At 47.6% G+C, this 26,289-nt stretch carries 25 protein-coding genes and 1 pseudogene; 14 read left to right on the top strand and 12 right to left on the bottom strand.

The genetic code is table 11. The features are described 5' to 3' along the window. Window positions 1-482: hypothetical protein (locus tag CMM32_01625; GenBank protein ID MBT05606.1), on the bottom strand; the 482-nt coding region annotated here is incomplete at its 3' end. A gap of 127 nt (window positions 483-609) precedes the next feature. Here CMM32_01625 and CMM32_01620 point away from each other — a divergent pair. After that, entirely contained in the window at window positions 610-1,044 is a 435-nt protein-coding gene (locus tag CMM32_01620; GenBank protein ID MBT05605.1) for a dehydratase, read from the top strand. Here the strand turns inward: CMM32_01620 and CMM32_01615 are convergent. Further along, a complete protein-coding gene (locus CMM32_01615) occupies window positions 1,041-1,844 on the bottom strand; it encodes a hypothetical protein (GenBank protein ID MBT05604.1) in 804 nt (267 codons plus the stop codon). The genes CMM32_01620 and CMM32_01615 overlap by 4 nt on opposite strands. A 167-nt stretch (window positions 1,845-2,011) precedes the next feature. On the opposite strand from CMM32_01615, the gene CMM32_01610 reads away from it, so the two are divergent. Next, a complete protein-coding gene (locus CMM32_01610) occupies window positions 2,012-2,971 on the top strand; it encodes a hypothetical protein (protein MBT05603.1) in 960 nt (319 codons plus the stop codon). A 39-nt stretch (window positions 2,972-3,010) separates the two neighbouring features. On the opposite strand, the gene CMM32_01605 is transcribed toward CMM32_01610, so the two are convergent. Further along, window positions 3,011-3,853: a class II aldolase/adducin family protein gene (locus CMM32_01605; protein ID MBT05602.1), complete on the bottom strand. Its 843-nt coding sequence runs from the start codon at window positions 3,851-3,853 to the stop codon at window positions 3,011-3,013. A 172-nt stretch (window positions 3,854-4,025) separates the two neighbouring features. On the opposite strand from CMM32_01605, the gene CMM32_01600 reads away from it, so the two are divergent. Continuing rightward, window positions 4,026-4,550: a hypothetical protein gene (locus tag CMM32_01600; GenBank protein ID MBT05601.1), complete on the top strand. Its 525-nt coding sequence runs from the start codon at window positions 4,026-4,028 to the stop codon at window positions 4,548-4,550. 81 nt (window positions 4,551-4,631) lie between these two features. On the opposite strand, the gene CMM32_01595 is transcribed toward CMM32_01600, so the two are convergent. The 5 genes from CMM32_01595 to CMM32_01575 form a co-directional block, all read right to left on the bottom strand. Further along, complete coding sequence (locus CMM32_01595) at window positions 4,632-5,327, bottom strand: hypothetical protein (protein MBT05600.1); 696 nt, start codon at window positions 5,325-5,327, stop codon at window positions 4,632-4,634. 119 nt (window positions 5,328-5,446) lie between these two features. Then, entirely contained in the window at window positions 5,447-6,442 is a 996-nt protein-coding gene (locus CMM32_01590) for a hypothetical protein (protein MBT05599.1), read from the bottom strand. Between the two features lie 75 nt (window positions 6,443-6,517). After that, entirely contained in the window at window positions 6,518-7,132 is a 615-nt protein-coding gene (locus tag CMM32_01585) for a 2OG-Fe(II) oxygenase (GenBank protein MBT05598.1), read from the bottom strand. Then, complete coding sequence (locus tag CMM32_01580; protein MBT05597.1) at window positions 7,116-8,018, bottom strand: hypothetical protein; 903 nt, start codon at window positions 8,016-8,018, stop codon at window positions 7,116-7,118. Before CMM32_01580 ends, CMM32_01585 begins: the two co-directional genes overlap by 17 nt. A gap of 198 nt (window positions 8,019-8,216) precedes the next feature. After that, a complete protein-coding gene (locus CMM32_01575) occupies window positions 8,217-9,494 on the bottom strand; it encodes a hypothetical protein (GenBank protein MBT05596.1) in 1,278 nt (425 codons plus the stop codon). A gap of 235 nt (window positions 9,495-9,729) precedes the next feature. On the opposite strand from CMM32_01575, the gene CMM32_01570 reads away from it, so the two are divergent. Beyond that, window positions 9,730-11,511, top strand: coding sequence for a dihydroxy-acid dehydratase (locus CMM32_01570; protein MBT05595.1), 1,782 nt, complete (start codon window positions 9,730-9,732; stop codon window positions 11,509-11,511). A gap of 22 nt (window positions 11,512-11,533) precedes the next feature. Here the strand turns inward: CMM32_01570 and CMM32_01565 are convergent, their stop codons facing one another. Continuing rightward, complete coding sequence (locus tag CMM32_01565; GenBank protein ID MBT05594.1) at window positions 11,534-12,700, bottom strand: methionine synthase; 1,167 nt, start codon at window positions 12,698-12,700, stop codon at window positions 11,534-11,536. Window positions 12,701-12,810: 110 nt separating this feature from the next. Here CMM32_01565 and CMM32_01560 point away from each other — a divergent pair, with 110 nt between their 5' ends. From CMM32_01560 to CMM32_01545, 4 genes are read left to right on the top strand one after another with little or no spacing between them, the layout of a single operon-like run. Beyond that, window positions 12,811-13,173, top strand: a complete 363-nt coding sequence (locus CMM32_01560; protein ID MBT05593.1) for a hypothetical protein — start codon at window positions 12,811-12,813, stop codon at window positions 13,171-13,173. A gap of 51 nt (window positions 13,174-13,224) precedes the next feature. Then, window positions 13,225-13,617: a hypothetical protein gene (locus CMM32_01555; GenBank protein ID MBT05592.1), complete on the top strand. Its 393-nt coding sequence runs from the start codon at window positions 13,225-13,227 to the stop codon at window positions 13,615-13,617. A 41-nt stretch (window positions 13,618-13,658) separates the two neighbouring features. Beyond that, on the top strand, window positions 13,659-14,432 hold the full coding sequence (locus CMM32_01550; protein ID MBT05591.1) for a 3-oxoacyl-ACP reductase: 774 nt from the start codon (window positions 13,659-13,661) through the stop codon (window positions 14,430-14,432). Window positions 14,433-14,460: 28 nt separating this feature from the next. Beyond that, the gene (locus tag CMM32_01545; protein MBT05590.1) at window positions 14,461-15,288 is read left to right on the top strand and encodes a hypothetical protein; all 828 of its coding nucleotides are present in this window, start codon (window positions 14,461-14,463) and stop codon (window positions 15,286-15,288) included. A 68-nt stretch (window positions 15,289-15,356) separates the two neighbouring features. Here CMM32_01545 and CMM32_01540 read toward each other — a convergent pair whose 3' ends face one another. Next, window positions 15,357-16,496, bottom strand: a complete 1,140-nt coding sequence (locus tag CMM32_01540) for a mandelate racemase (protein ID MBT05589.1) — start codon at window positions 16,494-16,496, stop codon at window positions 15,357-15,359. Between the two features lie 149 nt (window positions 16,497-16,645). Next, entirely contained in the window at window positions 16,646-17,071 is a 426-nt protein-coding gene (locus CMM32_01535; GenBank protein ID MBT05588.1) for a hypothetical protein, read from the bottom strand. Window positions 17,072-17,208: 137 nt separating this feature from the next. Between CMM32_01535 and CMM32_01530 the strand changes: the two genes are divergently transcribed. The 4 genes and pseudogenes from CMM32_01530 (at window position 17,209) to CMM32_01515 (ending at window position 21,744) form a co-directional block, all read left to right on the top strand. Then, a complete protein-coding gene (locus CMM32_01530; protein MBT05587.1) occupies window positions 17,209-18,225 on the top strand; it encodes a C4-dicarboxylate ABC transporter in 1,017 nt (338 codons plus the stop codon). A 74-nt stretch (window positions 18,226-18,299) separates the two neighbouring features. Beyond that, window positions 18,300-18,890, top strand: a pseudogene (locus CMM32_01525) (C4-dicarboxylate ABC transporter permease). 3 nt (window positions 18,891-18,893) lie between these two features. Further along, on the top strand, window positions 18,894-20,258 hold the full coding sequence (locus CMM32_01520; protein MBT05586.1) for a C4-dicarboxylate ABC transporter permease: 1,365 nt from the start codon (window positions 18,894-18,896) through the stop codon (window positions 20,256-20,258). A gap of 118 nt (window positions 20,259-20,376) precedes the next feature. Continuing rightward, window positions 20,377-21,744, top strand: a complete 1,368-nt coding sequence (locus CMM32_01515; protein ID MBT05585.1) for an ABC transporter substrate-binding protein — start codon at window positions 20,377-20,379, stop codon at window positions 21,742-21,744. Window positions 21,745-21,801: 57 nt separating this feature from the next. On the opposite strand, the gene CMM32_01510 is transcribed toward CMM32_01515, so the two are convergent. Next, the gene (locus tag CMM32_01510) at window positions 21,802-22,947 is read right to left on the bottom strand and encodes an epoxide hydrolase (GenBank protein ID MBT05584.1); all 1,146 of its coding nucleotides are present in this window, start codon (window positions 22,945-22,947) and stop codon (window positions 21,802-21,804) included. 173 nt (window positions 22,948-23,120) lie between these two features. Between CMM32_01510 and CMM32_01505 the strand changes: the two genes are divergently transcribed. Both CMM32_01505 and CMM32_01500 read left to right on the top strand, forming a co-directional pair. Further along, window positions 23,121-24,854, top strand: a complete 1,734-nt coding sequence (locus CMM32_01505; protein ID MBT05583.1) for a peptide ABC transporter substrate-binding protein — start codon at window positions 23,121-23,123, stop codon at window positions 24,852-24,854. 38 nt (window positions 24,855-24,892) lie between these two features. Further along, the coding region (locus CMM32_01500; GenBank protein ID MBT05582.1) for a hypothetical protein at window positions 24,893-26,289 on the top strand (1,397 nt) is incomplete at its 3' end.

The following is a 26,289-nucleotide window of genomic DNA, read 5'->3' as shown; positions in this document are numbered from 1 at the left end:
GGATAGCCTACTTCCTCATCTGCAAAGAAGCGCATACATTGATGCATGCGAACTGCCCAACTCACTTCTTCGTCTACGTAGGGCGCAATCATTTGCGCCCCCCAATACCCATGATCAGATCGAATAAAGCCTGCAACGCCAATATCATGTAATAGACATCCCAGGATCATTTTCTCTGGCAGCCCATTTTTCTGGGCAAGGTTGGCACTTTGCAGCAGGTGTTGCTGGTAGGGCCAAGCCATTGCGAATCGGTTTTTGAAAAAGTCTATTAGGGTGGGAGCTTCCGGCATTTCAGGAAGCCGGGGATCTTCGCCCATTAGCAGTGTCTCACCAGGTTCTTGTTTGAAGCCGTCGCCAAGCGTCCGCTCCCCATCGGAAAGAAAATAGAAGAGAGACTTTCCTATAGCTTTTTTCCCAAGTTCTGCAATTTGCTGGTGCTCAAGAGCGTCAGCTTGTTCTTCCATCGACAATTGCTTAGGCATCCCGATCCCTTTTTCGAAATGGTTGACATATACTAGGCAGGGTATGGCACCGTGGTGTTACGGGTCAACCAATCTATGGGTTGATAATGGTTGATTTTTTAAGGTTAGATAAAGATGGGGAGATAGAATGTCTAATTTTCACGTGGAGTTGGGGGAGTCTGTTGTTTTTTCGAAAACAGTGGGGGAAAGTGATATTTATATGTTTGCTGGTATTACTGGGGATTTTTCCGGTAACCATGTAAACGAACAATACATGGAGAAATCGGCATTTAAGGGTCGGATTGCCCACGGGGCGTTGCTGGTTGGTTTCATGTCTACCACTTCCACAATGATGATTGATCGGTGCGTCAATCAGGGAATAGACGAGACCCCAGTTTCGCTCGGGTACGATGGTGTTCGATTTATTAAACCCGTCTACATCAACGATACGGTCACAGTGACTTATACCATTGCAGAAATCGATGAGGACAGGCGTCGGTCTTTATCTAACATAGAAGTTATTAATCAACATGAAGAGCTGGTTGCAGTGGGGAAACATATTCTGAAATGGGTAAAAGACTAAATTTTTGCTGCTACTCCTCCGTCGACATTGACCATTTCTCCGGTTATGAAACGCGAATCTTCGGAAACTAGAAATAATACAAGATTAGCTACATCCTNGGNGCGCCCGACGCCGGGCAATATCTGGGCCATGTCAAACATTTTTTCCATGACGTGGTGGCCTCCATCTGGGTCATTAAGCGTACCTCGGGTAGCGCCAGGGGTCATAATCTGACCTGGCCTAACCGCGTTGACCCGTATGTTATGTTTTCCTCCTACCCCTGCCATAAAGCGGGTGAGGGCATCTACTCCTGCCTTGGCCGCATAATATGAGGGTGCCACGCTTCCGAATTCATCGAGCATGCGAGGGCTAAATCCTCGTTGAGCTGCGAGGGAAGACATGTTGACTACTGCGCCTCCACCAGCAGCAACTATGTGGGGCCAAACTGCTCGTGAAACATAAAAGGTGCCATTTAGATTGACATTCACCACCTGGTTCCACTCATCAGTAGTCGAGTCAGGGAAACCTCCACCGCCGCCGCCGCCCGCATTGTTGAATAGAATATTTATGGCGCCGTAGGTATTTGCGGCTTTAGCAATAGAATCATCTACCTCATCCGGGTTTCCTATGTCGCANGATATAAAGGTGCACTCGCCACCAGATGCGCGGATTGATTGTTCCACTTTCTCTCCCTCAGGTTGTCGCCGTGCCAAAAGGAGTNCTTTTGCGCCCTCAGCCGCAAATAGGCGGGCTGTTGCTTCACCAATGCCGCTATTAGCTCCGGTGACGAGCGCGATTTTCTCGGCTAACTTGTCTCCCATTTTTCCCTCCTAGATAATTCTTAGTTGAAGAATGGTGTCCTTCCAAAAGTAGAGGCAGCAACCAGCTCTTTAGCGGTAGTTTTANAAGTATAGTTTGTTAGTTCTTTTTCACCAGTAGTATAGTTGAGTGAAGGCATGTGGAGAAATGTAAGGTTTAGGAGAAGAATATGAACTTTGGTCTAGCCGTTCCTAATCGTGGCCCGATGGCAACCCCGGAAACAATAAAAGAAATCGCCCAGAGTGCCGAGAGGTTGGGTTATCGTTATCTAGCCGTTCCTGACCATATCGTTGTCCCTAGAAAAATTGATCCGAACTATCCCTACAGTGAGACGGGGGAGTTTGTTTGGACCTCAGATGGTATTACCGATTGTATGGAGCAGTTCAGCCTTTTAGCGTGGCTCGCTGCAGTGACGAAGGAAATAAGGATAATGACTTCCGTGGCTGTTATTCCCCATAGGAACCCGTTGTTTATGGCTAAATCAATTGCAACGACTGATATCTTATCTGGGGGGCGGGTTACGGTGGGTTGTGGTGCGGGCTGGATGGTGGAAGAATTTGAGGCATTGAATCTTCCTGATTTTTCGGAACGTGGAGCTGTTACCAATGAATATATTGCGGCTATGAAATCAGCTTGGTTGGATAAGGACCCAGGCTATGACGGAAAATTTGTAAAGTTTTCTAATATTGATACGGACCCCCGCCCCATACAAAGACCACATCCCCCAATATGGATTGGGGGAGAGAGTATGGCGGCTATACGGCGGGCAGTCGCGTTGGGAGATGCCTGGTATCCGTTTGGGAGCAATCCAAAATTTAGAATGGATAAATTGGAGACCTACGTAGCGCGACTAAAGATTTTGCATCGCTTGGCAGAGGAGTCGGGGCGAGATCCTGGAAGTATTTCCTTAGCTTATAATTGCGCATTCCATAGCTCGAATCCTAAGGTAGGTGAGGATAATAGCAGGCAGACTTTTACGGGCGCGCCGGATGAGCGAGCGGAAGATATAGCTGATTTCCAGAAAGCCGGCCTGCAAACCATGATCGTAAATGTTGCCGCATCGGATAAGGCGGCCATGTTAGAACGGATGGAGGAGTTCTCAGAGAATGTTATGCCTTTGGTAGGGTAGGCATAACCTTTCCTTGTTTAACCAATTATTGACCAGGAGCTAGTCAAACATATCGGGTTGGGTTTCCTTTAAGAGCCCCCACGTAGGTTGGAATGCAAGCCAGGCAATGTATTCGCTCCCGACATTTTCGCGACTATATCGAGCCGATTCCTCTGACACTTGAACGGGTGTAATGCCAGTGGCTTCGACTGCTAATTGCTGCTTGCAGCACCGTTCCAGAGCAATGAAGGTAAATGCTGCTGCGTCTATGCTGTGTCGGCTGGCGGAAAACAGCCCATGATTTTGGTGAATAATGCCTCGGACATTTTTGAAGTGTTTCGCGATCCGTGTGCCGGCATCCTCTTCCACAGCTACTTTACCGGCATCATCTTTAATGACAGCGTGATCCTCGTAAAAAGTACAGGCGTCTTGGTGTATGTAGGACAATTCTTTACCTAGAGACGCAAACGCTGTTCCCCAGACAGTATGAGCATGACACATAGCTATTATGTCTGGATGCATTTGATGCACAGCAGCGTGTAAAACAAACCCTGCGCGGTTTATGGCATAATCTCCTTCCACAACATTTCCATCGTGGTCCGCTAAAATGAGATTTGAGAGTTTTACTTGATTGAAGTGAACGGCAAATGGGTTGGTCCAGTATAGTTCTGGGTTTTCTGGATCTCGAACCGTTAAATGGCCGGCAAAGGCATAGTCAAATTTTTCGAGTGCGAAAGCCCTGCAGCTGGCTACAAGACGTTCCTTTCTATGTTGTCGCTCTTCCTCGGCGCTACTGAATATAGGATTTTCAGGATATATGAGCCCCTTTTGCTGATTGCGGTATAGGCTATCCTTATCCTGTCTGTCCAAAGATGGGGCTGTTTGTCTTGCTGTAATTGGCATGAGTTTTCCTTCGTCTCGGCTTTATGTCTTTTCGGTGAGAGTTCTTGAATAACTCTGTGTTCCACATCCAAAGTATCAAGATACAAGAATATTTCGGCCTTGCAACATCGTGTCAGGGACTTTTTGCAAGGGCCTTTCTGCCAGCTCGCAATTATGGGACACTGCGTGTCTCATGAGTACTAAGTTACTTCTTCTTCGGCATGCTAAGTCTAGTTGGTCATTGGATGGCCTTGTGGATAGTGAAAGGCCATTAAATAAAAGGGGCAAGGAGGCCTCCCGTATAATAGGGGACTACATTGCCAAGCGCGATCTATTGCCCGATGTGGTTGTTAGTTCGCCGGCTCTGCGCGCTCGAGAAACGTTGGCTGGTTTGGATGAGAGATGGCCAGATTCTGTTCCAGTCGTCTTTGAACCAGTTATATATGGTGCTAGTGCGTCCGAATTGTTGTCCTGTATCCAAGCCCAAACAAAGGGGGTTCAGACAATTCTTGTGGTGGGGCATAATCCGGGTATAGAATCCCTAGCTCTATCTTTAGATCCAAATGGCCCTGACAAGCTAGTTGGCAAGATTACCAAAAATTTTCCAACCTGTGCTTTGGCAATTTTTCGGTGCGGTGATTCTTGGACTAGATTGTTAGCTGGAGAAACGATACTTGAGGATTTTGTGGAACCCAAAAATTTCAACTTGGGCGCTTAGCTGGAGGGCCTGTTGTCGGAAAAGCTCTTTCCGGCTAAGCCTTTTGCTTCGGGCCAAACCACCGTAGTGTCTTCGTTTCTATTAGCGAGTGGTCTCCGAGGCTAGGCGCTGGCCTTCCCGACGATATTTGTGAGGAAGGAAGAAGAGCCAGTCTTGTTCTTGGCTCACCGACTGGTGACAATCTGCACAAAATTGCACTTTATCATGTCCGGTCCCCAAAGTTTGTCCAACCAACACCCCATCAGGAGAAATCATGGAAAACTGCCAGTCGCCAGTCCCTGGATTAAATCCGTGCTCCATTTTTTCCATGACAAAGAGTGGTCCAGCTTCCACTGCATCAGCAGTTATAGCTAGTGGAAGGCAGCTCGGTATTATCTTAAAGCTGTCCATCGCAATCACGGCTCCAACTGGCAATATTCCTCCATTTTCAAAGTCTCCATAACCGGTAGCTTTGTCGTTGCCATAATCGTTTACCAATCGGTCTCCATGTTGCTCGGAGACATATGGTGAATTATTAAATTGGTGCCAGCTTGCGTATTCACCGGCAGCTTTCACAAGAGAGCTTGCATAGTTGCGCAGAAGTGAATCCTTCATAGAGGCATACGTTTTGATGGCTTCTGCATCACTGATCTCACCAGCGGGTTCATGATTATCCAGAGGATTCTCAATATCCGCCACAGCTGTTCGGGCGCCTGTCCAATGGCTGTTCGAAGTTTGAAATTGTCCCAAAGCTGCATATGCGATTAATACGCATGCTGTTAGCATTAGTTTTTTCATTAATCGACCTACCTTTAATAGAGCGAGCTAGCCGCTGAGAGTGAGGTAATGCATACCATGATTTCTAACAGTTACCCAAGGGAATTCCCTGTTCGGGCTAGCTTAAATTCTAACTCTTCCTAACCAGATTTAATAAATTTCTGGAAACAGTGGCAGGTGAGTGGGGCGAAGTGATCAATCCCCCCTCCAGCTTTTGGTACCTCGCCAACATACAGATTGCCTTTAGAATCCGCCCATATCGCATGTGGCTGTATAAAGTTGCCAGGCATGACGGAGTTTGGGCCGCCAATTCGGGATTGTACATTCCCATCAAGATCACAAATTGTCACTCGAGCAATTGGATCGTGGCCAATAGGGGGCGCTAGCATCATATTAAAATGTGGAGTTTTTCTAATTGGAACGGACCAACCAAGTTCTGCAATATATAGATTTTCCTGTTCATCAATGAAGAGATCACATGGTCTATTGGTCCAGGTCCATTGGTCTAGAAAATCTCCTTGCGAGGAAAATATTTGCAGTCTGGAGTTTTCTCTATCGGCTACGAAAACGCGTCCAGATTGATCCACTGCTATGGAATGGGGAAGATTAAATTGGCCTGGCCCAGTTCCTGGTTCTCCCCAGGAATGTTTTAGTGTCCCGTCAGAGCTGTAACAATGAACTCTGGCATTTCCGTATCCATCTGAGACAAAAAGATCTCCGTCAGGTCCCATTGCAGCATTTGTTACCATATTGAAAGGACCTGCCGAGCAACACACTGGACTTTTGTTAATTTGGAAGCCAGTATTTGAAGGAACACTGTCACCTAAGGTCATAAGCAGTTCCCCCGAGGCAGTGAATTTTCTCACCGTGTGGTCGGCGTGATCAGCACACCAAATAGTATCAGTCCTATCTATAAAAATGCCATGTGGGTTGGTGAAAATCCCTTCGCCCCACGCATTTAAGAATCTTCCTTCCTTATCAAAAACGATCATCGGATGGTTTCCTCGGTTGAATACATACACCCGATCACAGCTGTCAACCGCGACACCGGCAACTTCCACGAAGGACCAATCCTCTGGCAGACTTTCCCATCCTTCGATTACTTCATATTCAAGCTTATGAGGGCCCTTTCCCATGCTATCTCCTCCGGTCCTTATGCCACACCGAAGCCTATCTTAGTGGAGGTATAATCTTTTCGTTCCCAATTTTTTTTATTCTTCCGTCGTGTCCGGGTGGTGTAGCCATCCGGTGATTATATATTTTGGGCCTGTGGTTACCATAGAACCCATGTGGGCATGGGTCCATTCCGCTGGCCATATAATGGTCTTTCCTTTCTCCGGCTTAATTTTTAGTCCAAACATGGGGTATTCTGTCTCGCCGCCCTCTGGCACATCGTTTAAGTATGTCATCCACGCTAAAATTCTATGCAGTACGTTTAGAGAGGTGCGCTCGGAGTGTAGTGTCCCAAAATGGCCTCCCTCATCGTATCTCCGCACATTAAAGGGGCCAATATGCATTTTTGGGAATACAGTTTTCAAAAATGGCCACTGTTTAAGATAGTCTACGTGGCAATCTTTTAGGTGCCCCATGAAGTTGGCCAAAGATGCAAATTTCTGCTCTTCAAGATCTTGTGGATACACTGAAATATCGGTTGAGATTTTCATGGATTCCTGCACTTTGTGATGATTAGTTACACCAGCTGATTGAAGGTCCTTGTTGCTCTCAAAAAATGAAATGACGTCGTCGCAATAGGTAGTGTCCTCAGATTGCCAACATCCAATAAAGTGCGAATTCACCGCTATATCTAATTCACGTCTTTGAATCATCTTTTGCCTTCCTAGTTACTTTACTTACGATTTGATAGTGGCTTGTCTCATCTTTGCCAAATTCAATGACACCCTTGGCCTCGCGCTGATATTGGAGTCCTTCTCTATGGTGACCCACATCCAGCAAAGTATTGCCGAGTAGATACAAGGTTTCCGTGTCGTTTGGTTGCATAGCGAGGGATCTATTGTAGCTCTCTATCGCATCCGTAAAATAGCCGAGAAGGCGGAAGGTGTTCGCCAGGTTGGCATGGGTTTCGGCTAGATCGGGCCGAAGGGCAATAGCTTTTTGGAAATTTATTACGGCGGAGTCCAGGTCGCCGAGATCGGCATGTGTGCTTCCCAAGTTGCTGTAGGCTTCAGCAAAGTCTGGTCGTAACGCAATGGCCGTTTCTAAGCTTTTCAAGGCTTCGTCTGGTCTTTCTAGATCCCGCAATACTGCCCCTATTTCGTTGTGGCCTTCTGGGAAGTCCGTGGCAAGTTCAACGGCCCTTTGCAGAGATTGCAGAGATTCTTCAAAGTTACCAATGGCCCGCTGGGTCTGTCCCAGATTATAAAGCGCTTCGGCGTAGTCGGGTGCGACCGATAGAGCGGCCTTGTATGAAGTTACTGCCTCCTCCAACGAGCCAGTTTCGCGAAAAATATTTCCAAGATTGCTATGAGCCTCTGCATAATTGGGCTGAAGCGCCAAAGCCTTCTTTATTAGCTCAATGCCTTCTCTGCTTTTCCCCATTTGATGATTCAGGACGCCGTAGAGATGTAATGCGTCCGGGTGTTCTGGATTTTCGGTTAGAAGATTTTTATAGGACTCATTGGCTGCATCCAATTGCCCGCTTGAATGATATTGAATGGCTGTATTTAGAGCGTCATCCATGGGATATTCTGGCATCGGGAAAGCTGTTGTTTATTAGTATTTTCAATAGCTCGCCGATCACAGGGGTTGTCGACCTGTTGTATTTTAAGCTCTTCTGGAAGGCGTTGCTCTTCCCTCTAAAACCTTTGAGCATTAAAGACCTAATGGCTGGTTACATTTGCTTCAAAGTGAGAAGCGTTAAGGTGTTTCTTAGGCTGTTTCGTCCACGTTTCTCTAAAAGAAAATGTACGAACGGACTACGACGTTTTTGCGGCAGGGGGCATCCTCGGGTGCTGTGGGGTCAAACGCGGCACTATGGAAGGACCAGCGGGAAACTGATCCATCCCTAATAGAATCATAACATTTAAGCATGGATACTTCCGTGGTTTCTTGGTTTGGGAACCAATACCATTCATGTTCTGGGCGGTAGGTAAATCGTGTTGTCTCTCCTACGCGGTCATCGTAAATGCGATAATTAGTAATGTATGGTTGGTCAGCAAATGAGGGCCACGCGCATAGCACAAAAGGATTTTGGCGCACAGTTTCAATTGGTTTTGCTAAATTTATGGACATGAAACGACGAGACATTTTTGCGTCAGCCTCTGCCTCTGTATAATTTTGCTGGCGGCCAAAGTTTCGTAAATTTTTTGTCAGTAATTCCCGGCAACGGACCCTTCCACTATTATCGTTAAGGTCGTTGTGCACGATGTTGGCATACCTTTTGTTAATACCAGGGTCTTTGTTGTCCTGGTCTTCGGTAACACTCCCATCGTAATCTTTGTCAAATACGTCATGATTATAGACGAGAGCATCTGTTGCATCTGGGAAAAAATCCAACAGTAATTTCTCAATTTCCGGATAAAAAACTCGTTCAACCTCTGCGGCATTATAGAAATCATTGCATTTCGAATCGCAATGCGCCAGTGACACGCCCAATTTATCCATGCACTCGGGGCTAGTGGGAGAGAGGCCCGGATAGTATTCCTCGATTCTTCTTGCGTCACGCATCACTTGTGGGAAGTAGAGGGTGCGTTCACTGTTATTATCTTCATCTTTTCGTAATAGCGCAGCTTCTTTCTGTCGGGAAGGATCTCGCCAGATGGCGTTGGAGGTAACAATAGAGTAAGTAGGCTGCTCATGAATAGTGTAATGCAGAGGCAGTGCTAATCCACCTTCTGGCGCTTCGATATTTTGAGAGCGGATGTATTCGAGGCACTCCTTATAGCTTCGAAACCCGGTGCCCCATTTTGTTTCAATTGGGCCTGGGGGAGCATTATCCAGCATATCGTTGACGGCCTGGCCTTTCCCAGATGCTATCTGGCTGAGGGCAGCTTCCATGGCAGCGGCGGTGCCCGCATCACCATTGTGGTCGAACGACATGTAGGACAGCCCTCCATTTGCAGCAATTGGGGCTGGTTGTCCTGCTGTTAGCTCAAGTGAGGGTACGTAGGCGGACACTCCTTCCTCCGCAACTTCCGCTTTATTGTCTACCTCCAGTTTAACCCGGTTCATAATGCACTCTCCTGTTAGGAACAGGGCATCGTTGCATAGAGGGCAATTATTTTCCAGCACTTTTAGGTATTTCTGGGCTGTATTTGTGGACGGAGAGCTCCCTTAGAAAAGAGCGGGAGTTTTTCATAATTTGTGGCCAGATTTCATGTATTATTCCTGGAGTAGCACAGGATGATAGAGCTGTAGGGAAAGCTGTATTAGCCTAGTGTGGGTTGCTGACAAAGGGGAGGGAAGAATGTCAGATACGAAAGCCAAACGTAAATTTAGATCTCAGGAATGGTTTGATAATCCAAATAATCCTGGAATGACCGCTTTGTATATTGAGCGGTATTTGAACCAAGAATATACAAGGGAGGAGCTACAGGGAGAACGCCCAGTGATTGGTGTTGCCCAAACAGGCTCAGATATTGCTCCGTGTAATAAAATCCACGTATTTTTAATGGATAGAATCAAGGCCGGTATTAGGGATGGGGGAGGAATTCCTATGGAGTTTCCCGTCCACCCCATCCAGGAGACTGGTAAGAGGCCAACGGCTGCGTTGGACCGAAATCTTGCCTATTTAAATCTCGTGGAAGTTTTGCATGGTTATCCCATCGATGGGGTCGTACTAACCACGGGCTGCGATAAAACAACACCTGCAATGTTGATGGGTGCGGCGACCGTCGATTTGCCAGCCATTGTTTTGTCCGGTGGGCCGATGCTTGACGGCTGGTGGAAGGGTGAACTCGCAGGATCAGGAATGATTATGTGGGAAAGCCGTAGACTGCTCTCTGAAGGAAAAATTGACTACGAAGAATTCATGGGACGGGTCTGTGCCTCGGCTCCCTCTCTTGGGCACTGTAATACAATGGGGACTGCCTCCACCATGAACGCCATGGCGGAGGCACTCGGAATGAGTTTGCCGGGCTGTGCAGCGATTCCTGCTCCGTTCCGTGAACGTATGGCTATGGCTTATGCTACGGGGAAGAGGATTGTTGGGATGGTCAAAGACGATATCACTCCATCAAAAATCTTGTGTCGGGCAGCGTTTAAGAACGCAATAATCGTGAATTCTGCGATAGGGGGTTCAACAAACGCCCCGCCACATCTTCAGGCTATAGCTAGGCATGCCGGCGTTCAACTTGATGTTACAGATTGGCAGACGCATGGTTTTGACATTCCTCTGCTAGTAGATATGCAGCCAGCAGGAAAGTATTTAGGCGAGTCCTTTTTTCGGGCAGGCGGGGTGCCGGCCGTCATGGGTGAGCTGGCTGAGGCTGGTAAACTTGATTTGTCGGTTGAAACGGTTTCTGGAGTAACGATGGGAGAGCAACTAGGCACCACCCGTAGCAGCGATCGCCAAGTGATCCGGAGCTATGACAATCCACTTCAGGAGAGTGCTGGATTGCTTGTCTTATCGGGTAATCTTTTTGACAGTGCATTGATGAAAACCTCGGTAATTTCAGAGGATTTTAGAGAAAGATTTTTATCCACACCCGGGCAAGAAGGGGTGTTTGAGGCAAAAGCCGTGGTCTTTGAGGGTCCGGAAGATTATCACGCCAGGATAAATGATCCTGACCTGGGTATCGACGACAAAACCATTCTGTTTGTTCGCGGTGTTGGTTGTGTTGGCTACCCAGGGTCTGCCGAGGTTGTAAATATGCAGCCTCCAGACTCGTTGCTTAAAGAAGGTATAAGCCACTTACCCACAGTTGGAGATGGAAGGCAATCGGGAACATCCGAGAGCCCGTCCATCCTCAATGCTTCTCCAGAATCTGTCGTCGGGGGCGGTTTAGCTTTGCTTAAAACGGGAGACCAGGTTTGCCTTGATCTCAACTCTCGCACATTAAATGCACTGGTGGATATCAAGGAGTGGGAGGAACGGAAACGGAATTGGTCACCTCCTGAAATTAGAAACCAAACACCATGGCAGGAAATATATCGGAAAAATGTTGGTCAGTTGGCCGAAGGAGGATGTTTAGAGTTAGCTACTGCCTATCAAAAGGTAGGCCGGGATTTGCCTCGGGATAACCATTAATCAGCTTTAGATATTCCTTGGCTCAGGTGGGTCCCCAGATTCGGCTGGTTGCAATGTCGGCGCCTTCCCGAAGGGCTCGCATTTTTGCCCATACTACGCTGGGCGCGACAGCGCCCAGCCCTGCGAAGGTTCCGAAACCGCAATCTGTTGAGGCGATTATGCGGTTTCGGTCTTCAACTACGTCGGTGATTTGACAGATACGATCGGCTACTACCTCAGGGTGTTCAACATAATTGACGGTTGAATCGATGACCCCAGGAATGAGAATCATCGAGTGAGGAAGCGGATGTATCTTAAAGACCTTATACTCGTGCTGGTGTCTTGGGTTTGCAAGTTCCAGAGACAAAGCGCCAACATTGGCCTCGTACAGATAGGGAAGAATATCCTTCAACGGCACGTCGTTCACGTGGGGGCTGGCTGAGTTTCCCCAACAGACGTGCAGGCGTATGTGCTCTCTTGGTATATTTACGACTGCATCATTGATCGCTTGGATGTGTTGTTGGACCCGATCCTGAAATTGAGAAAGACTCAAATCTTGGAAAAACCAGGATCGCTCCATGGCTAAGTCAGGACAATCAAGTTGGAGAATTAGCCCGTGCTTATGAATTATTTCGTATTCTTTCTGCATTTCTCTAGAAACAGCGCCTAGATAATTTTCGTGTGTGTCATAGTACTCGTTCATCATGGTAGTTGTTACGATGCCTGGGGACGCAGCGGTCATAAAGCATTCGGAAAACTTCTTTTTGGAAGCTTCAGTCAACCGAATAAACTGCTCGCACTCTTGTTGGCATTCCTGAAAATTTGTGTACTCGAGTTCTTCTTGTGCGGTCGGATTTATCATTACTCTGCTTGCCAATCGAAGTCTCTCTGCGCCCATCGCAGCAAAATCTGGGAAATCTTTGTTATCCAGTCGGATTGGGCGCGAGCCCTCCCCACCAAAACCCTTAATCCGCCCAGTGACATAGGTGGAAAAGCCGACCCGAGGTTGCTCACCATTATTACCTATATCTATTCCTGCCTTTAGTTGTTCTGCAATGACGTCGGAGACGGCGCCCTCTGTTTCCGATGCCAACTCTGGACCAAAATCTAAGGGGTCTTGTTCCTTGCGTTGTAGCAAATCCCGAAGTGATGGCTGCCGGGGGAGGCTTCCTGTGTGTGTTGTGAGAAATCTATCTTCACTTCTCTGCATTGGCTGCCTATCTTTGTATGCTTGCTTTCTAATTACTTATCCGTCACCTATAGTACACGCCGCCCAAGAGTATCGGCTAGTATTATTAGGGAGTGACAGATTTGGAGCACATGCTAGAGCACTTTTTGTATTCCTTGGATGGAAACTTGAGAGGCTTTATTTTTGGATTCGTGCATGTAGGTATCATGATCTTGGGTTATTACTCAGGGTGGAGTTTGAACCGCTTTCTCAAACTAGTGTCGAACGGCTACATTGCTGGTATTTTTGGGGCAGCTGTCTCGCATATTCTTGCTGATTTGATAGCCAGCCTTATCGATCCACATGTTCGTGATATGGTGCTGGGAATAGTGGTAGGGGGCCTGGTTCCTTTGGCATTTCTCCCGTTACTAGAAAAGTATGTAGTTAAGAGCCAGCACCATATTGTTGTTGGTGATCATGATGAGGTAAAGAAAGATCTAGATTCACATCACTAGTGGCCTAAACTCTTCTGAGCAAGACTTGAGTTATACCTATGGAGTAAGATAATGAACGTAGAATTGTGTTATTTGGTTATGAGTGCTGCTCTTTGTCTAGTGCTGCCCTTCATTTATGTGCCGGCCCGCATAGTGAGTTGGGGTCTTACAGATGTAGTTAGCTATCCAGAAAACCCGCCGTCGGTGCCAGCTTGGTCCGCTCGGCTAAAACTGGCACATAGTAATCTAGTGGAAAATTTGATCCCGTTTGCATGTTTGGTCCTTGTTGCTCAGGCAGCTTCGGTCAGCACATCGCTGACAGTTTTTGGGGCTGCATTGTTTTTCTGGTCAAAAGTTGCACATGCCTTGTTATATGCTCTTAAAGTTGCCTGGTTCAGAACCATTGCTCATGCGGGTGCCGTTGTAGGAATGGCCCTGATATTTATTGCTCTTATGAGTGCATGAAAATTCAGAATTATAAGAAGTATTTTGGATAGGGGAGGCGTATGCAAAGTCTGAACGGAAAGAAAGCTCTCGTGACGGGGGGAGGCACGGGCATAGGTCGTGCAATTGCGCTAGATCTGTCGGAAGCGGGGGCCACGGTTACGGTTTGTGGGAGACGGAAGGAACCGCTCGAAGAAACAGTGGCGCTGGCTGCAGGCAAGCCAGGGCCGATGGATGCCATGGTTTGTGACCTTATGGAGCCAGACGCGATAGAAGAGTTGGCGCAAATATTAATTAAAAGGCAGCAAGGCGTCGATATTCTTATTAACAATGCTGGTTTTAGTTCAAAGGTTCGTAACCCTCTGTATATTAGTGCGGAGGAATGGCGTCAGGTTATGGATGTGAATACACTTGGTCCTGCGATGCTTACTCGCGCCCTTTTGGGGCCAATGATGGATCGGGGCGATGGTCACGTTTTAATGATTAGTTCAATGGCGGCCATAAGACCGGGTCCCTTATCTGGTGTAGCGTACTCGTCGGCAAAATCGGCCTCCCGTGCCTATATGGAGACCATTTCTTCGCAGATTCGAGGAAACGGAATACGCTGTACGAGCATTTTTCCTGGAGAGGTTGATACGCCAATACTTGATAATCGTCCTCTTGTTCCAAACTCAGAAGTGCGGGCATTAATGATGCAGCCGGAAGACATTTCCGCGGCGGTCATGATGTCGGTTTTGTTGCCTAAGCGGGCTAACGTCTCAGAGATAGCCATTACCGCTACTGTTCCACGTAACATGACTGCAGACGTCAAGGCATCTTTGGAACGTAAGGAATAGCTTTCGTTGAAGGAAGGTTGCTGGATATATGGTAGATATCCTGACATATTACGATGAACACCCTATAAATGAGCCGTCCATTAGAACTGCTTTGGCGAAAGAGGGGAAAAGTCTCGAAAGTGTAACCCCNCCCGATCTCTTTCCCTACGACCAAGACCATTACGGAGGCCTAGAGGCGGTAAAAGCACTAGCGGCGAGTGCTGGCTTGGTGAAGGGGTCTAGGGTCCTAGATGTGTGTTCGGGGATGGGCGGTCCAGCTAGGTATATTGCAAATAGCTATGGTTGTGATGTTGTTGGNTTGGATATAAACGAATCCAGAACNCTTTCGGCGAACCGCCTCACAGAAGCTGTTGGATTGGCTTGTCAGGTGGAGTTTATATGCGGTGATGCCGTTGCCATGCCGCTTGCAGAAAATACATTCACCCACGTTATCAGCCAGGAAGCTTTTTTGCATATCCAGGATAAAGGCTCNCTTTTTAGAAANATCANGAAAGTACTTGGTTNNAAAGGCAGATTGGTTTTNACGGATTGGGTAGCTTCACCTAATTTATCGGATCGNGANCAAAGTATGCTTCGGAGTGGAATGGCGGCTGCTGGTATTCACCAAGAGTCTGAGTANCGGAAANATATCTTAGNCGCNGGTTTTGAAANGGTAGATNCAGAAGACTTGTCAGAATGGTGGGCTAAAATTTTGCGTGAAAGGTTTCAGATGTATCGTTCGAAGGCCGGAGAGGCGGGGGCGGCATTTGGGTTAGGGCGTTTTAAGGAATTTATTGATGCATATCAAATTTTTGTCGAGGCTGTGGAGGCAGGTAAATTAGGTGGGGCAAGGTTTACCGCATGTGCAGGCCCGTAAATGGTCCAACTTGCCCCTCGCGCACGAGCTAATATTTTGGCTTCCCCTTGCNCCCAAAGGCTACCGTCTTAAACGTAACAGGGACCTTCAATCAGAGGATGGGCAGCAAGGAATTTCTCATCCACTTCGATTCCTATGCCGGACTTTTCCAGCGGCAAGACTTGGCCTGATTCACTAAGTTGATACGGGATACCGCCGAGCTCATCGCGAAAGGGGTTGAAAGCCGCTACGTCGCCTTCAAAATATCCGGCGTTATCCACCGAAGCTAGTAGATGAATTGAGGCCGCCATATTGAGGCCGGTCGCAGAAGTATGCGGGTTAAAAGAAATTTTCCATGCTGAGCAAAGGGCAGCTATACGAAGTGACTCGGTTATCCCCCCTGTTTTGGATAAATCGGGTTGGGCAAAACGAACAGCTCCATCTTCTATCATTCTAGTAAATTCAAAGCGGGTGAAGTGATTTTCTCCGGCTGCGAGGGGTACACGGCCAAGGGTGGCCGCAATTTTATAGTCCCGATAATCGAGTGCAGGAAAGGGTTCTTCTAACCACGCCACGTTTGCCGCCTCGAAAGCTGGCATTACCCTTCGGACATCATCTAAGGTATACCCGGTGTTTGCATCCACCATTATTTCGATGTCTTCTCCAAGTTCTTCCCGAACTGCTTCAACTCTAGCAACATCGCGAACCGGGCTGTCGCCAACACGCAACTTTAGTGCACGGTAGCCTGAGTTAATATGCATGGATGCTTCGTCAGCTAGTTTTCTTGGTTCTTGCCACCCCAGGGAGATCCCTCCGGCATAAGCGCGAATGGGGCTCTTCGCTCCACCCAGAAGGCGGTAGAGGGGGAGGTCAAGCGTCTTGCCACGAATATCCCAGAGAGCCATGTCTAGGCCACTCAAGGCCATAGCCGACGCATANCCCATTCCATGGCTAGCCAATTGCATCTGGTATACTTNGGACCANACTTCCACATTGTTTCTCGCATCAAGGCCAACGACCAGCTCTCGTATTGTAGTATCCACTAGTTTTGCAATAGCCCCAGGGCATCGTCCGTGGTGAGATTCCCCCCAACCAATGACACCGTCCTCTGTGGTTACCTTGATGAGGACGGCATCTCTTTTAATCGCCCTACCTATTCCCAGTCGCACATTATTACCTTCCGGGACCCGGTAAGATATTGGNACAGATTCTACGGCAACGATTTTCATAACGATTAATCCAATTCAATTCTTAGAGGTAAGATACCTTGTCTATGGGGTTCTTAAAGTTAGTTTATCTCTAGTGTGATGTGAACTCAGAGTATGGTACATCTATTGCTTTTTGATGGCAGGAAGATCCCCTTAAGGCTGATTTCGGTTTAGGAATTAATATAGGTCCTTAATTGTTCATTTTCCGCCTCGTAAATTTCTATAAGTCGACCTACTACGTCTCCTATGGAAACCATGCCCACAAGATNTCCGTTTTCTACTATCGGTATATGNCGGATTTTATTACGTGTCATAATCTCCATTAATCCGGATGAGGTTGTTGAGAGATCACAGGAAATGAATTCCTTACTCATTATTTCNGAAACANAAGTAGNGTTAATATCTATGTNNTCACTAGCNANNGANCGGACGACGTCTCNCTCNGAGACGATCCCTTTTGGTTCTTGATTTGCANCAATTGCCATGACGGCNCCNACATTGTGCTTNCCTAGAAGCTCCAATAGGGTCAGGACCTTGGCATCTTCTGCAATGGTTATGCAGCCACGGCTGGCCAGTTTTTCCACCAAATATGCCATCTCTTGTGTCTCCCGCCTGTTGGCGTTACAGATGAGGTTGTTAACACAAATCTTAGCCGCTAACTATGGATAGTCACAAGAGGCGATTAGATTAGATAATTTTATTATGGGTTTGCTTAAAATTCTATAGTTTGGCAATGGAGGTTTTGGTGAGACTTGGGTTCGGTTGTTTAATAGTAATCATTTCGTTGGCTATATCTGGAGCAATTTCGGACTCTAGTGCCAAGTGTGATCAAGGTGAACTGAGAATAAAATTTAGCCATGTAACTAATGCCTCTAAACACCCCAAAGGTATTGCTGCCACTATTCTTGCACAACGGATCAACCAGGAAATGAATTCTGTTGCCTGCATGGAGGTGTACCCTAACTCTATGTTGTTTGATGACAACAAGGTGCTCGAGGCCTTGCTGATAGGTGATGTGCAGATGGCTGCTCCCTCGTTATCAAAATTTGAAAAATTTACGAAGAAGTATCGAGTGTTTGATTTGCCCTTTTTGTTTGATGATATTGCGGCAGTGGATCGCTTTCAAAAATCGGCGACAGGCGAGGCATTGAAGGGAGCAATGGCTCGACGGGGCCTCACGGGGTTAGCGTTTTGGCACAATGGTATGAAACAGTTGTCTGCCAATCGCCCGTTGATTAAGCCCTCTGATGCACATGGGTTAAAATTCCGAGTGCAATCTTCGGATGTTTTGGTGGCGCAGTTCAAAACTCTTGGTGCTAATCCACAAAAGATGTCTTTTAAGGAAGTGTACGGTGGCTTGCAGACCCAAGTTATAGATGGGCAAGAGAACACTTGGTCAAATATTTACGGAAAGAAATTCTTTGAGGTGCAAGATGGTATTACCGAGACAAATCATGGGGTGATCGACTACCTGGTGGTGACCTCTACTGACTGGTGGAGTTCCCTGGAAANAAATGTCAGNGNACAGNTTCTTGCGATAATNGAGGATGTNAGNNGGGAAAGAAATCAGGAATCGCNTCGGATAAATCTCCAAAATCGNCAAAATATCATTGATGCCGGGGGTGTTATTCGAGTGCTGACCTCGGAACAAAGGTTGGAATGGGTCNAGGTATTGCAGCCAGTTTGGGAGGAATTTGAAAGNGATATTGGACAGGANGTGATTGCCGCTGCNATTCAGTCCAANCAGTAAANAGAGANGGTCTAATGGGCCTCGNCCTTATNGNGNTTCCGATNATCNNGTTTTATGCNAACTAAATTAAAGCAATGTTAAGAAAAATANTGCGTATTAGCGATANGTTCGAGGAACTTCTCATGGTTATCTTGTTGNCCCTGATGACCGGGATAACATTTGCTAACGTTGTTGCACGGTATGTCTTTAATGCAAATCTTCTTTGGGCTCTTGAGGCAACNGTNTTTCTTTTTGCGTGGTTGGTCTTGATTGGNGCNGCCTATTGCTTTGCCAAAAACTTACATCTGGGTGTAGACATACTTGTACGGCAGGTCCCGCCGTCCTGGCAAAGAGGGATGGAATTTTTTTCGATATTTGCGTGTCTAATATTCTCCCTATTACTACTGAAGGGAAGTTGGGACTACTGGNACCCTTTCGTTACTACGCGAGCTTTCCTGGAGACTGACGATATNCCAATGCCTGAATTGCTTCAGTTTCTGTCAGCAATATTAAATGAAGGGGAGAGGTACGAGAAGCTTCCGCGTTTTATCCCTTATTTTGCCCTCCCTCTNGGAATGTTTTTATTGACNNTACGNGTGCTNCAGAAGGNGNTNCAGNTTNTACGCNGGNATCNGGGTGNTGGCNCCNCGGNCNGATCNGAATTTAGNAANNTGCCTAGGCATTAATCTATGGAAGCTGCCGGTCTTTTCCTTCTCATACTATTGTTCCTACTTATTGGAATTCCGGTATCGATTTCTCTTGGGTTATCGAGTCTTATCTTTGTGGTGGTCTACAGCGACGGGACCCTAGCTTCTATTGCGCAGACGCTCTTTTCTGCTTTCCATGGCCACTACACACTTTTGGCAATACCGTTTTTTATTTTGGCGTCAACTTTTATGGCTACGGGAGGGGTGGCGCAAAGAATAATCCGTTTTGCCATAGCACTAGTTGGACACATGCGTGGCGGGTTGGCTATGGCATCAGTGTTGGCGTGCATGTTTTTTTCTGCTCTTTGCGGTTCTTCCCCAGCAACGGTGGTGGCCGTTGGCAGTATTCTAATAGCTGGAATGTGTCAGGCTGGTTATTCAAAGGAATTCGCTGCAGGATTGATTTGTAATGCCGGTACCTTGGGAATATTAATCCCTCCCTCAATTGTCATGGTGGTGTATGCGGCGGCGACAGATGTTTCGGTGGGCCGCATGTTTTTAGGAGGTCTACTTCCCGGAATTATGGCGGGTTTGATGTTGATGCTTAGCATTTACGTAGTGGCTAGGTGGAAGAATTTGCCTACGCAACCATGGTCCGGATGGAGCGAGATTTATCACTCAGGTCGNGAGGCGGCGTGGGGATTACTCTTGATAGTAATTATTATGGGGGGAATTTANGGTGGGNTTTTCACNCCTACCGAAGCTGCTGCGGTTGCTGCGGTGTANGCGTTTGTNGTAACGAATTTTATNTACTGCGATCTAGGCCCGTTCAGTGTTGNTGGNAAAGTNAAAGGTNATNTGATTTACCGTTGCNTAAGNGTGACATGGCATCCGGANACNAAACGNTCGTTNCTNGAGGCTNGCAANCTGACCATAGTNCTNATGTTTATCATCGCTAACGCATTAGTGCTAAAGCATGTACTCACNNATGAGGGCGTGCCGCAGGGGATTGCCTCTGCCATGTTGAGCGCTGGCTTTGGCCCAATATTTTTTCTGTTGNTGTTAAATGCCCTGCTGCTAGTCGGCGGACAGTTTATGGAGCCATCTGGCCTAATAATCATTGTAGCCCCATTCGTTTTTCCTGTTGCAATGGAACTNGGCATTGATCCCATTCATTTGGGTATAATTATGGTGGTTAACATGGAGATTGGGATGATTACACCTCCAGTGGGTTTGAACTTATTTGTAACTTCGGGTGTAGCTAAGATGCCCATAACGGACGTCGTGAAGGCNGCAGCACCCTTTCTTCTTGTTCTCTTTGCTGTTCTCTTTTTGGTAACATATGTGCCAACATTATCTACCTATTTGCCAACCTTAGTGTTGGGGCCTGAGTTGATGGCTCAGTAATGTCTTCCCAGGGGTGCCAGGTACACTTACAATATAGAAGATACATTGTTTTATTAACGAAGTTNCTGGTAAAAGTTTCCAACTGGAATTTAAGATAGAGGTCTGCAGCGGACTCTAGATGGGGGGAAGAAGGATGCGGAACAAACAATCCCGGAGAAGATTTCTGCAGGGAACCGCTGCGGTAAGTCTTGGAGTTTTTTCTGCCCCTTATATCAAAACCTCCCACTCCGCCGGAAAGTTAAAAATGGGGGTCTGGGACCACTGGATTCCGGGTAGTAATGCAGCACTGGAGGCTACGCTGCAGAAATGGGGTGAAGCAAATGGCGTCGAAATCGAAGTCGACTTCATCTCCAGTGTGGGAAATAAACTATTGCTTACCGCCCAAGCCGAATCACGAGCTGGGATTGGTCACGATATCTATTTCCATGGCCTCTGGATGCCNACCATGTTTGCACGCCGGCTGGAGCCATTAGATGATGTCGTAGAGGATATTCTTGCCTCGGAAGGCCCNATGGTTCCNNTGGCCGAATACCTGGCCAAAGTGGATGGGGTTTGGCGAGCAAGCCCCTCTCCTGTCGGCTCACAAACCCAAGGCATGATTTCCCGCCTGGATCTTTATAAAAAATANGCTGACATAGATCTGCAGGAAATTTTTCCTGGCCCCGGACAAGACCGCAACACGGACCTAGTCAACGCCTGGGACTACGATGCGCTGTTAGAGGCTGGCCAAAANTTGCATGAAGTGGGCCATGGAATTGGCGGGCCTCTTGCGGCCACCGTCGACGCAAGTTGCTGGCTTGCCCCAACGTTTGCCGCCCACGGAGCNGAACTTGTAAATAAGGACGGAGATATTGTCGTTGACTCAGAAGAGGTGCGAACGGTCTTAGAATATCTTTCTAAGTTAGCCCGCACCATGCCAGAGAGTGTGTATGCCTGGGACGACGCAGGAAACAATCGTTGGATGATTTCCGGAAAAGGCTCATCTGTCTTTAACGCACCCAGCCCATGGAATGTTGCAAAACGAGATGCACCACAATTCGCNGAACAAATGTGGTGTCATGATTTGCCACGAGGCCCACACGGAAGATATCGCAATTTCATTCCCACTTTCTGGGGAATTTGGGATTTCTCGGAAAACATCTCAGCAGCTAAAGACCTCTTACGTCATGTGGCGACCCGGGACGTNACCTACCAGATGAGCCAGGTCACCGACGGATACGACGTGCCACTCCTAGTCTCCCACGCAGAAGGTAACGATATCTGGGAAAAAGCGGGCCCGCCGCCCGGCGCAATTTATAATTACCCGATCCGTGGAGATGAAATTGGAATAGCTGTTGGTTATCCTGCCCCGCCACNGATCGCAGCACAGATAATGGCGCAAGGGATTTTCCCTAACCTGGTTTCAAGAGTGANAGCAGGAAGTGACAGTATTGACGAGGGGATNCGATGGGCGGCGAATGAATTGGAATCTCTTATGCGCGGATAAAACGGATCAGGTATTTTATCAGTGTCTTACTACTTAGTCTGAAGATTTTTACCAAGCTTAACGAAAGCTTCTCCCAAATTCTCGCACGTCCTCAACAAGCAGCTCAGGTTGTTCCATAGCCGCGAAGTGTCCGCCATGCGGCATTTCCGTCCACCGGACTATGTTATAAACACGTTCGACGTAGCTTCTAGGGGCCCAAGGCAAGAATTCAGCCGGGAAAACAGCTGCCGATACGGGAACCTCCACTCTTTTNTCNTCGANCGGAAAATTTCTTCCACCCTCTTGCCTGCGNCCATAATAAATCCAGCTCGCNGTGTTAAATGAGTGGGTAACAAGATAAATCATTATGTTGGTAAGCAGCTGGTCTTTTGTGTAGACACTTTCAATGTCATCACCAGATGTATCGGACCAGGTATTAAATTTNTCGACTAACCAGGCNGCGANCCCTACAGGACTATCCATCATGGCATAACTCAAAGTTTGCGGTTTGGTNGACTGAAGATAGTTATANGCGGCTTCCTTNTCAAAAANTTTNGCCGTGGCCTTTTCCCATTCTTTTTCTTCCTGATTTTGGGCACCAGCGTGGTGCCGCATGCTAAGCATATTAATATGAATGCCAATACAAGCAGGGCTATGTTCGTAGCCGAGCCAACTCGATATTGCGCTNCCCCAGTCGCCCCCNTGGGCAAGAAAATTTGTATACCCAAGGTTCTCTTGCATCAGAGTAGAGAATTTATCGGCGATCCCGCGCGGACCGATAGGAAGTTTGGGCTTTCCTGAAAAGGCGAACCCAGGCAGGGAGGGTGCGATAANATCAAAGGAGTCCTCTGGCTTACCTCCGAATCGTTCGGGGTGTGTGAGTGGTTCTATAACATCCATAAATTCATATACGGAACCTGGCCAGCCATGGCTGATTAGGAGGGGAAGGGGATTTGGCCCACTTCCTTTCTCATGGATGTAATGGATATCTAGCCCGTCCACCGTAGAGACAAAATGGTTCCAGCGGTTCAGTTGGTCCTCGTGTTTGCGCCAATCGTATGTGTTTATCCAATATTTACATAGTTCCTGCATGTACTTAAGGTTTGCCCCATAGGCCCAACCACCATCGGCTGGCATTTCGTGCCAACTATACCCAGCTACTTTTTCCATGATGCCGGACAGGGTTGATTCGGGAACTTCAATTTTAAAGGTACGTGGGGACATAACTCTCTCCGAGCATAGAAAACATGAATAAAAGTGTTACTATCTAAGACATAGACGTATTCTTAGGATACGGGCAAGATTTAAGTTATTGGAGGGCCGTTGGGGCCAGAATAGCCGTCGTCCCAAGGCTGAGTAATCCGAGTGAGGCTGGCGTAGGGTAGGTTCGTCAATTCTTGAGGGAGAATATTGTGAGACAATTGTTAGCTAAGAAAAGAAGGTACGTCGTTTTGGCCCTGGCGCTGTTGATTGTGCCGCATGCGTATGCGGGCCCGGAGCGTGGGACNCCCCAGTATGGTGGNACTGTCAATATTTTGACTCGCCTTGCAGCGTTAAATGCNTTGTCTTTTAATCAGTATAATTTTGTCTGGAAGACAAATCACGATGGGTTGTACCTAGAGTATCTAGCCAAGGGAGACCTCAATTTTGGCCCGAGGGGTACCGGCGAGAATTCCTTTAAGTCGCTGAGTTATATCCCGGACAAACATTTGACGGGCGAACTGGCAGAAAGCTGGTCAATAGAAGAGGACCCCTGGCGGATCGTGTTTAACATCCGGAAAGGTGTGTACTGGCCGGCCAAGGAAGGGGTCATGGAGCGCCGTGAACTCGTGGCTGAAGATATTGTATTTAACTACACACATATGAACACCAGCCCCAGAAAGATCCCCACCTGGTGGGATTTTATTAGCGAGTGGAAGGCGGAAGGTAAATACACCGCCGTCGCCTACCTACAAGAGTGGAATGCCAATATCGGCTATCGCCTTCTTTGGGGGTACTTCAGTGGAATAGCTCCACCGGAAGTCTTGAAGATGAATGACGGAAAGGGATCCGATGACTGGCGCTTAAAAACCGGTACCGGCCCGTACAAGCTTGTTGATGTCCGGCCCGATGACATCCAAGTTTATGAGCGGAACGAAGAGTATTGGGACAAAGAAACCATTAACGGTGTAGCGTATGACTTGCCCTACAACGATCGTGTAGTCTATCACATCATGGGGGATGAATCGGCCCGGATTGCGGCTATTCGGACGTGCAAGGTCGATATTCTTGAGGCGTTTCGGTGGCAGTTTGCCGAACAGTTGAAACGTTCTGCACCGGAATTAATTGTGCAAAGTTATCTGGGTAACCCACTCTATCTGGCGCTGAGAAATGATAAGCCACCTTTCAATGACGTTCGGGTGCGCCGCGCCATGAACTTGGCCTTAAACCAGCAGGAAATCCTGGAAACCCTTCTCAATGGTGAAGGTGAAGTCCTTAACTACCCTTTCTCAGTTCGTTGGCCTGATTACTACACACCTCTGGACGAACTGCCTCCTGAGGGACGGGAATTGTTTGAATACCACCCCGAAAAAGCCAAACAATTGCTTGCTGAGGCCGGTTATCCGGATGGCTTCGAGTTCGAAATTATGTTTGCTACGGAAGATCCGTATCACTTGGATTTAATGGCCATGTTTGAGGCCTACTATCAGCGTATAGGAGTGAAAGTTATAGCCAAACCGATGGATTATCCGTCCTATCGGGCGGCAATGCGTGAACCGGAGCAGGCAATTGGATACCTTGCGAACACGGATGAGGGAAACCCGTTTCAGGTTCTTCGGACTAGGTTCGTAACCGGGCAGACCTGGAACCCGGCATTTCACTCTGACGAATGGCACGATGAGGCATTTTTCAGGGCGATCACCATGCAAGATGCAGACGAGCTTGATCCGCTTTTGAAGAAGATGAATGTTCGTTTGATTAGCGAACGCGTTCCTTATGTCTGGCTCCCGACCCCTACAATGTACGAAGCCTGGTGGCCGTATGTTAAGAATTACTGGGGCGAGCACAGCATAGGCACTCAGGATCCGGGTCCTATATACGCTCGCATCTGGATTGACCAGGAACAAAAAAGGAAGATGGGCTGTAATTGATTTAGCTGCAGTAAGTTTAATTTTTATGGGAGAGTAATATGCGGCGTTTATATAACCTAAGCCTTGTGGTTTGTGGAATGGTTCTCTTGTCGGCCACGTCGGGGGTTGATTTTGTGCAGGCTGAACCAGAACGCGGAGAACCCCAATACGGCGGCACTGTGAATATCCTGACCCGGCACGCAGGACTTAATGCTCTATCCTTCAACCAGTATGATTGGCCGTGGAAAACCAATCACGATGCTCTTTTCTTGGAGCATTTGGCTAAGGGCGACCTTGATTTCGGACCGAGGGGCGCGGGAGAAAACCCTTTCAAATCTTTGAGCTACATTCCAGACCAGCACCTGACAGGTGAGTTGGCGGAAAGCTGGTCCGTCGAAGAAAATCCCTTACGGATTGTGTTTAATGTGCGGCAAGGAGTGTACTGGCCGGCCAAGGAAGGGGTCATGGAACGGCGAGAGTTGGTCGCAGAAGACATAGTATTTAATTTCACGCATATGAGGGCGAGCCCGAGAGCTGTTCCCACTTGGTATGGGTTTATTTCTGAATGGAAGGCGGAGGGTAAATACACAGCCGTCGCATATTTGAACAAGTGGAATGCAAATATTGGGTATCGCCTATTGTGGGCATATTTCTCTGCTATAGCTCCACCGGAAGTCTTGAAGATGAATGATGGCAAGGGTTCGGATGACTGGCGCTTAAAAACGGGAACCGGCCCGTATAAATTAGTTAACCTCCGTCCGGATGATGTTCAGGTTTATGAGCGTAACGAAGAGTATTGGGACAAGGAAACCATTAACGGCGTTGCTTATGATTTGCCCTATAACGATAGTGTTGTGTACCACATTATGGGGGATGAATCGGCTCGTATTGCAGCTATCCGCACGTGTAAGGTTGATATTTTGGAGGCGTTTCGGTGGCAGTTTGCGGAGCAATTACGGCGTTCTGCACCTGAGTTGATTTTGCAAAGTTATTTAGGCGACCCACCGTTTTTGGCGCTTAGGAACGATAAACCACCATTCGATGACGTTCGGGTGCGGCGCGCCATGAATTTGGCAATTAACCAGCAAGAAATACTGGATACCCTTCTAAATGGTGAGGGAGAAGTGCTGGATTATCCTTTTTCATCGCGGTGGCCCGATTACTACACGCCTATAGATAAACTGCCGCCAGAGGGACGAGAACTTTATGAATACCATCCGGAAAAGGCAAAGCAGTTGTTGGCCGAAGCAGGTTATCCGGATGGCTTTGAGTTCGAAATCATGTTCGCTATGGAAGATCCGTATCACTTGGATTTAATGGCCATGTTTGAGGCCTATTATCAGCGCATAGGTGTAAAGGTAGTAGCTAGACCACTCGACTACCCAACATTTCGCGCAAAAATGCGTGAGCCTGATCAAGCCGCAGGTTATCTGATGAATGTTGATGAGGGGAATCC

The sequence above is a fragment of the Rhodospirillaceae bacterium genome, from assembly GCA_002728255.1.
Taxonomy (GTDB): Bacteria; Pseudomonadota; Alphaproteobacteria; order UBA7887; family UBA7887.
The sequence above is the reverse complement of the archived record's forward strand: the minus strand, read 5'-3'. Positions and strand labels throughout refer to the sequence as shown.

Excerpts from the sequence above, each read along its gene's own strand:
- CMM32_01620 (MBT05605.1), top strand. The coding sequence starts at position 610 with ATGTCTAATTTTCACGTGGAGTTGGGGGAGTCTGTTGTTTTTTCGAAA.
- CMM32_01610 (MBT05603.1), top strand. The coding sequence starts at position 2,012 with ATGAACTTTGGTCTAGCCGTTCCTAATCGTGGCCCGATGGCAACCCCG.
- CMM32_01605 (MBT05602.1), bottom strand. The coding sequence starts at position 3,853 with ATGCCAATTACAGCAAGACAAACAGCCCCATCTTTGGACAGACAGGAT.
- CMM32_01600 (MBT05601.1), top strand. The coding sequence starts at position 4,026 with ATGAGTACTAAGTTACTTCTTCTTCGGCATGCTAAGTCTAGTTGGTCA.
- CMM32_01595 (MBT05600.1), bottom strand. The coding sequence starts at position 5,327 with ATGAAAAAACTAATGCTAACAGCATGCGTATTAATCGCATATGCAGCT.
- CMM32_01590 (MBT05599.1), bottom strand. The coding sequence starts at position 6,442 with ATGGGAAAGGGCCCTCATAAGCTTGAATATGAAGTAATCGAAGGATGG.
- CMM32_01585 (MBT05598.1), bottom strand. The coding sequence starts at position 7,132 with ATGATTCAAAGACGTGAATTAGATATAGCGGTGAATTCGCACTTTATT.
- CMM32_01580 (MBT05597.1), bottom strand. The coding sequence starts at position 8,018 with ATGCCAGAATATCCCATGGATGACGCTCTAAATACAGCCATTCAATAT.
- CMM32_01575 (MBT05596.1), bottom strand. The coding sequence starts at position 9,494 with ATGAACCGGGTTAAACTGGAGGTAGACAATAAAGCGGAAGTTGCGGAG.
- CMM32_01570 (MBT05595.1), top strand. The coding sequence starts at position 9,730 with ATGTCAGATACGAAAGCCAAACGTAAATTTAGATCTCAGGAATGGTTT.
- CMM32_01565 (MBT05594.1), bottom strand. The coding sequence starts at position 12,700 with ATGCAGAGAAGTGAAGATAGATTTCTCACAACACACACAGGAAGCCTC.
- CMM32_01560 (MBT05593.1), top strand. The coding sequence starts at position 12,811 with ATGCTAGAGCACTTTTTGTATTCCTTGGATGGAAACTTGAGAGGCTTT.
- CMM32_01555 (MBT05592.1), top strand. The coding sequence starts at position 13,225 with ATGAACGTAGAATTGTGTTATTTGGTTATGAGTGCTGCTCTTTGTCTA.
- CMM32_01550 (MBT05591.1), top strand. The coding sequence starts at position 13,659 with ATGCAAAGTCTGAACGGAAAGAAAGCTCTCGTGACGGGGGGAGGCACG.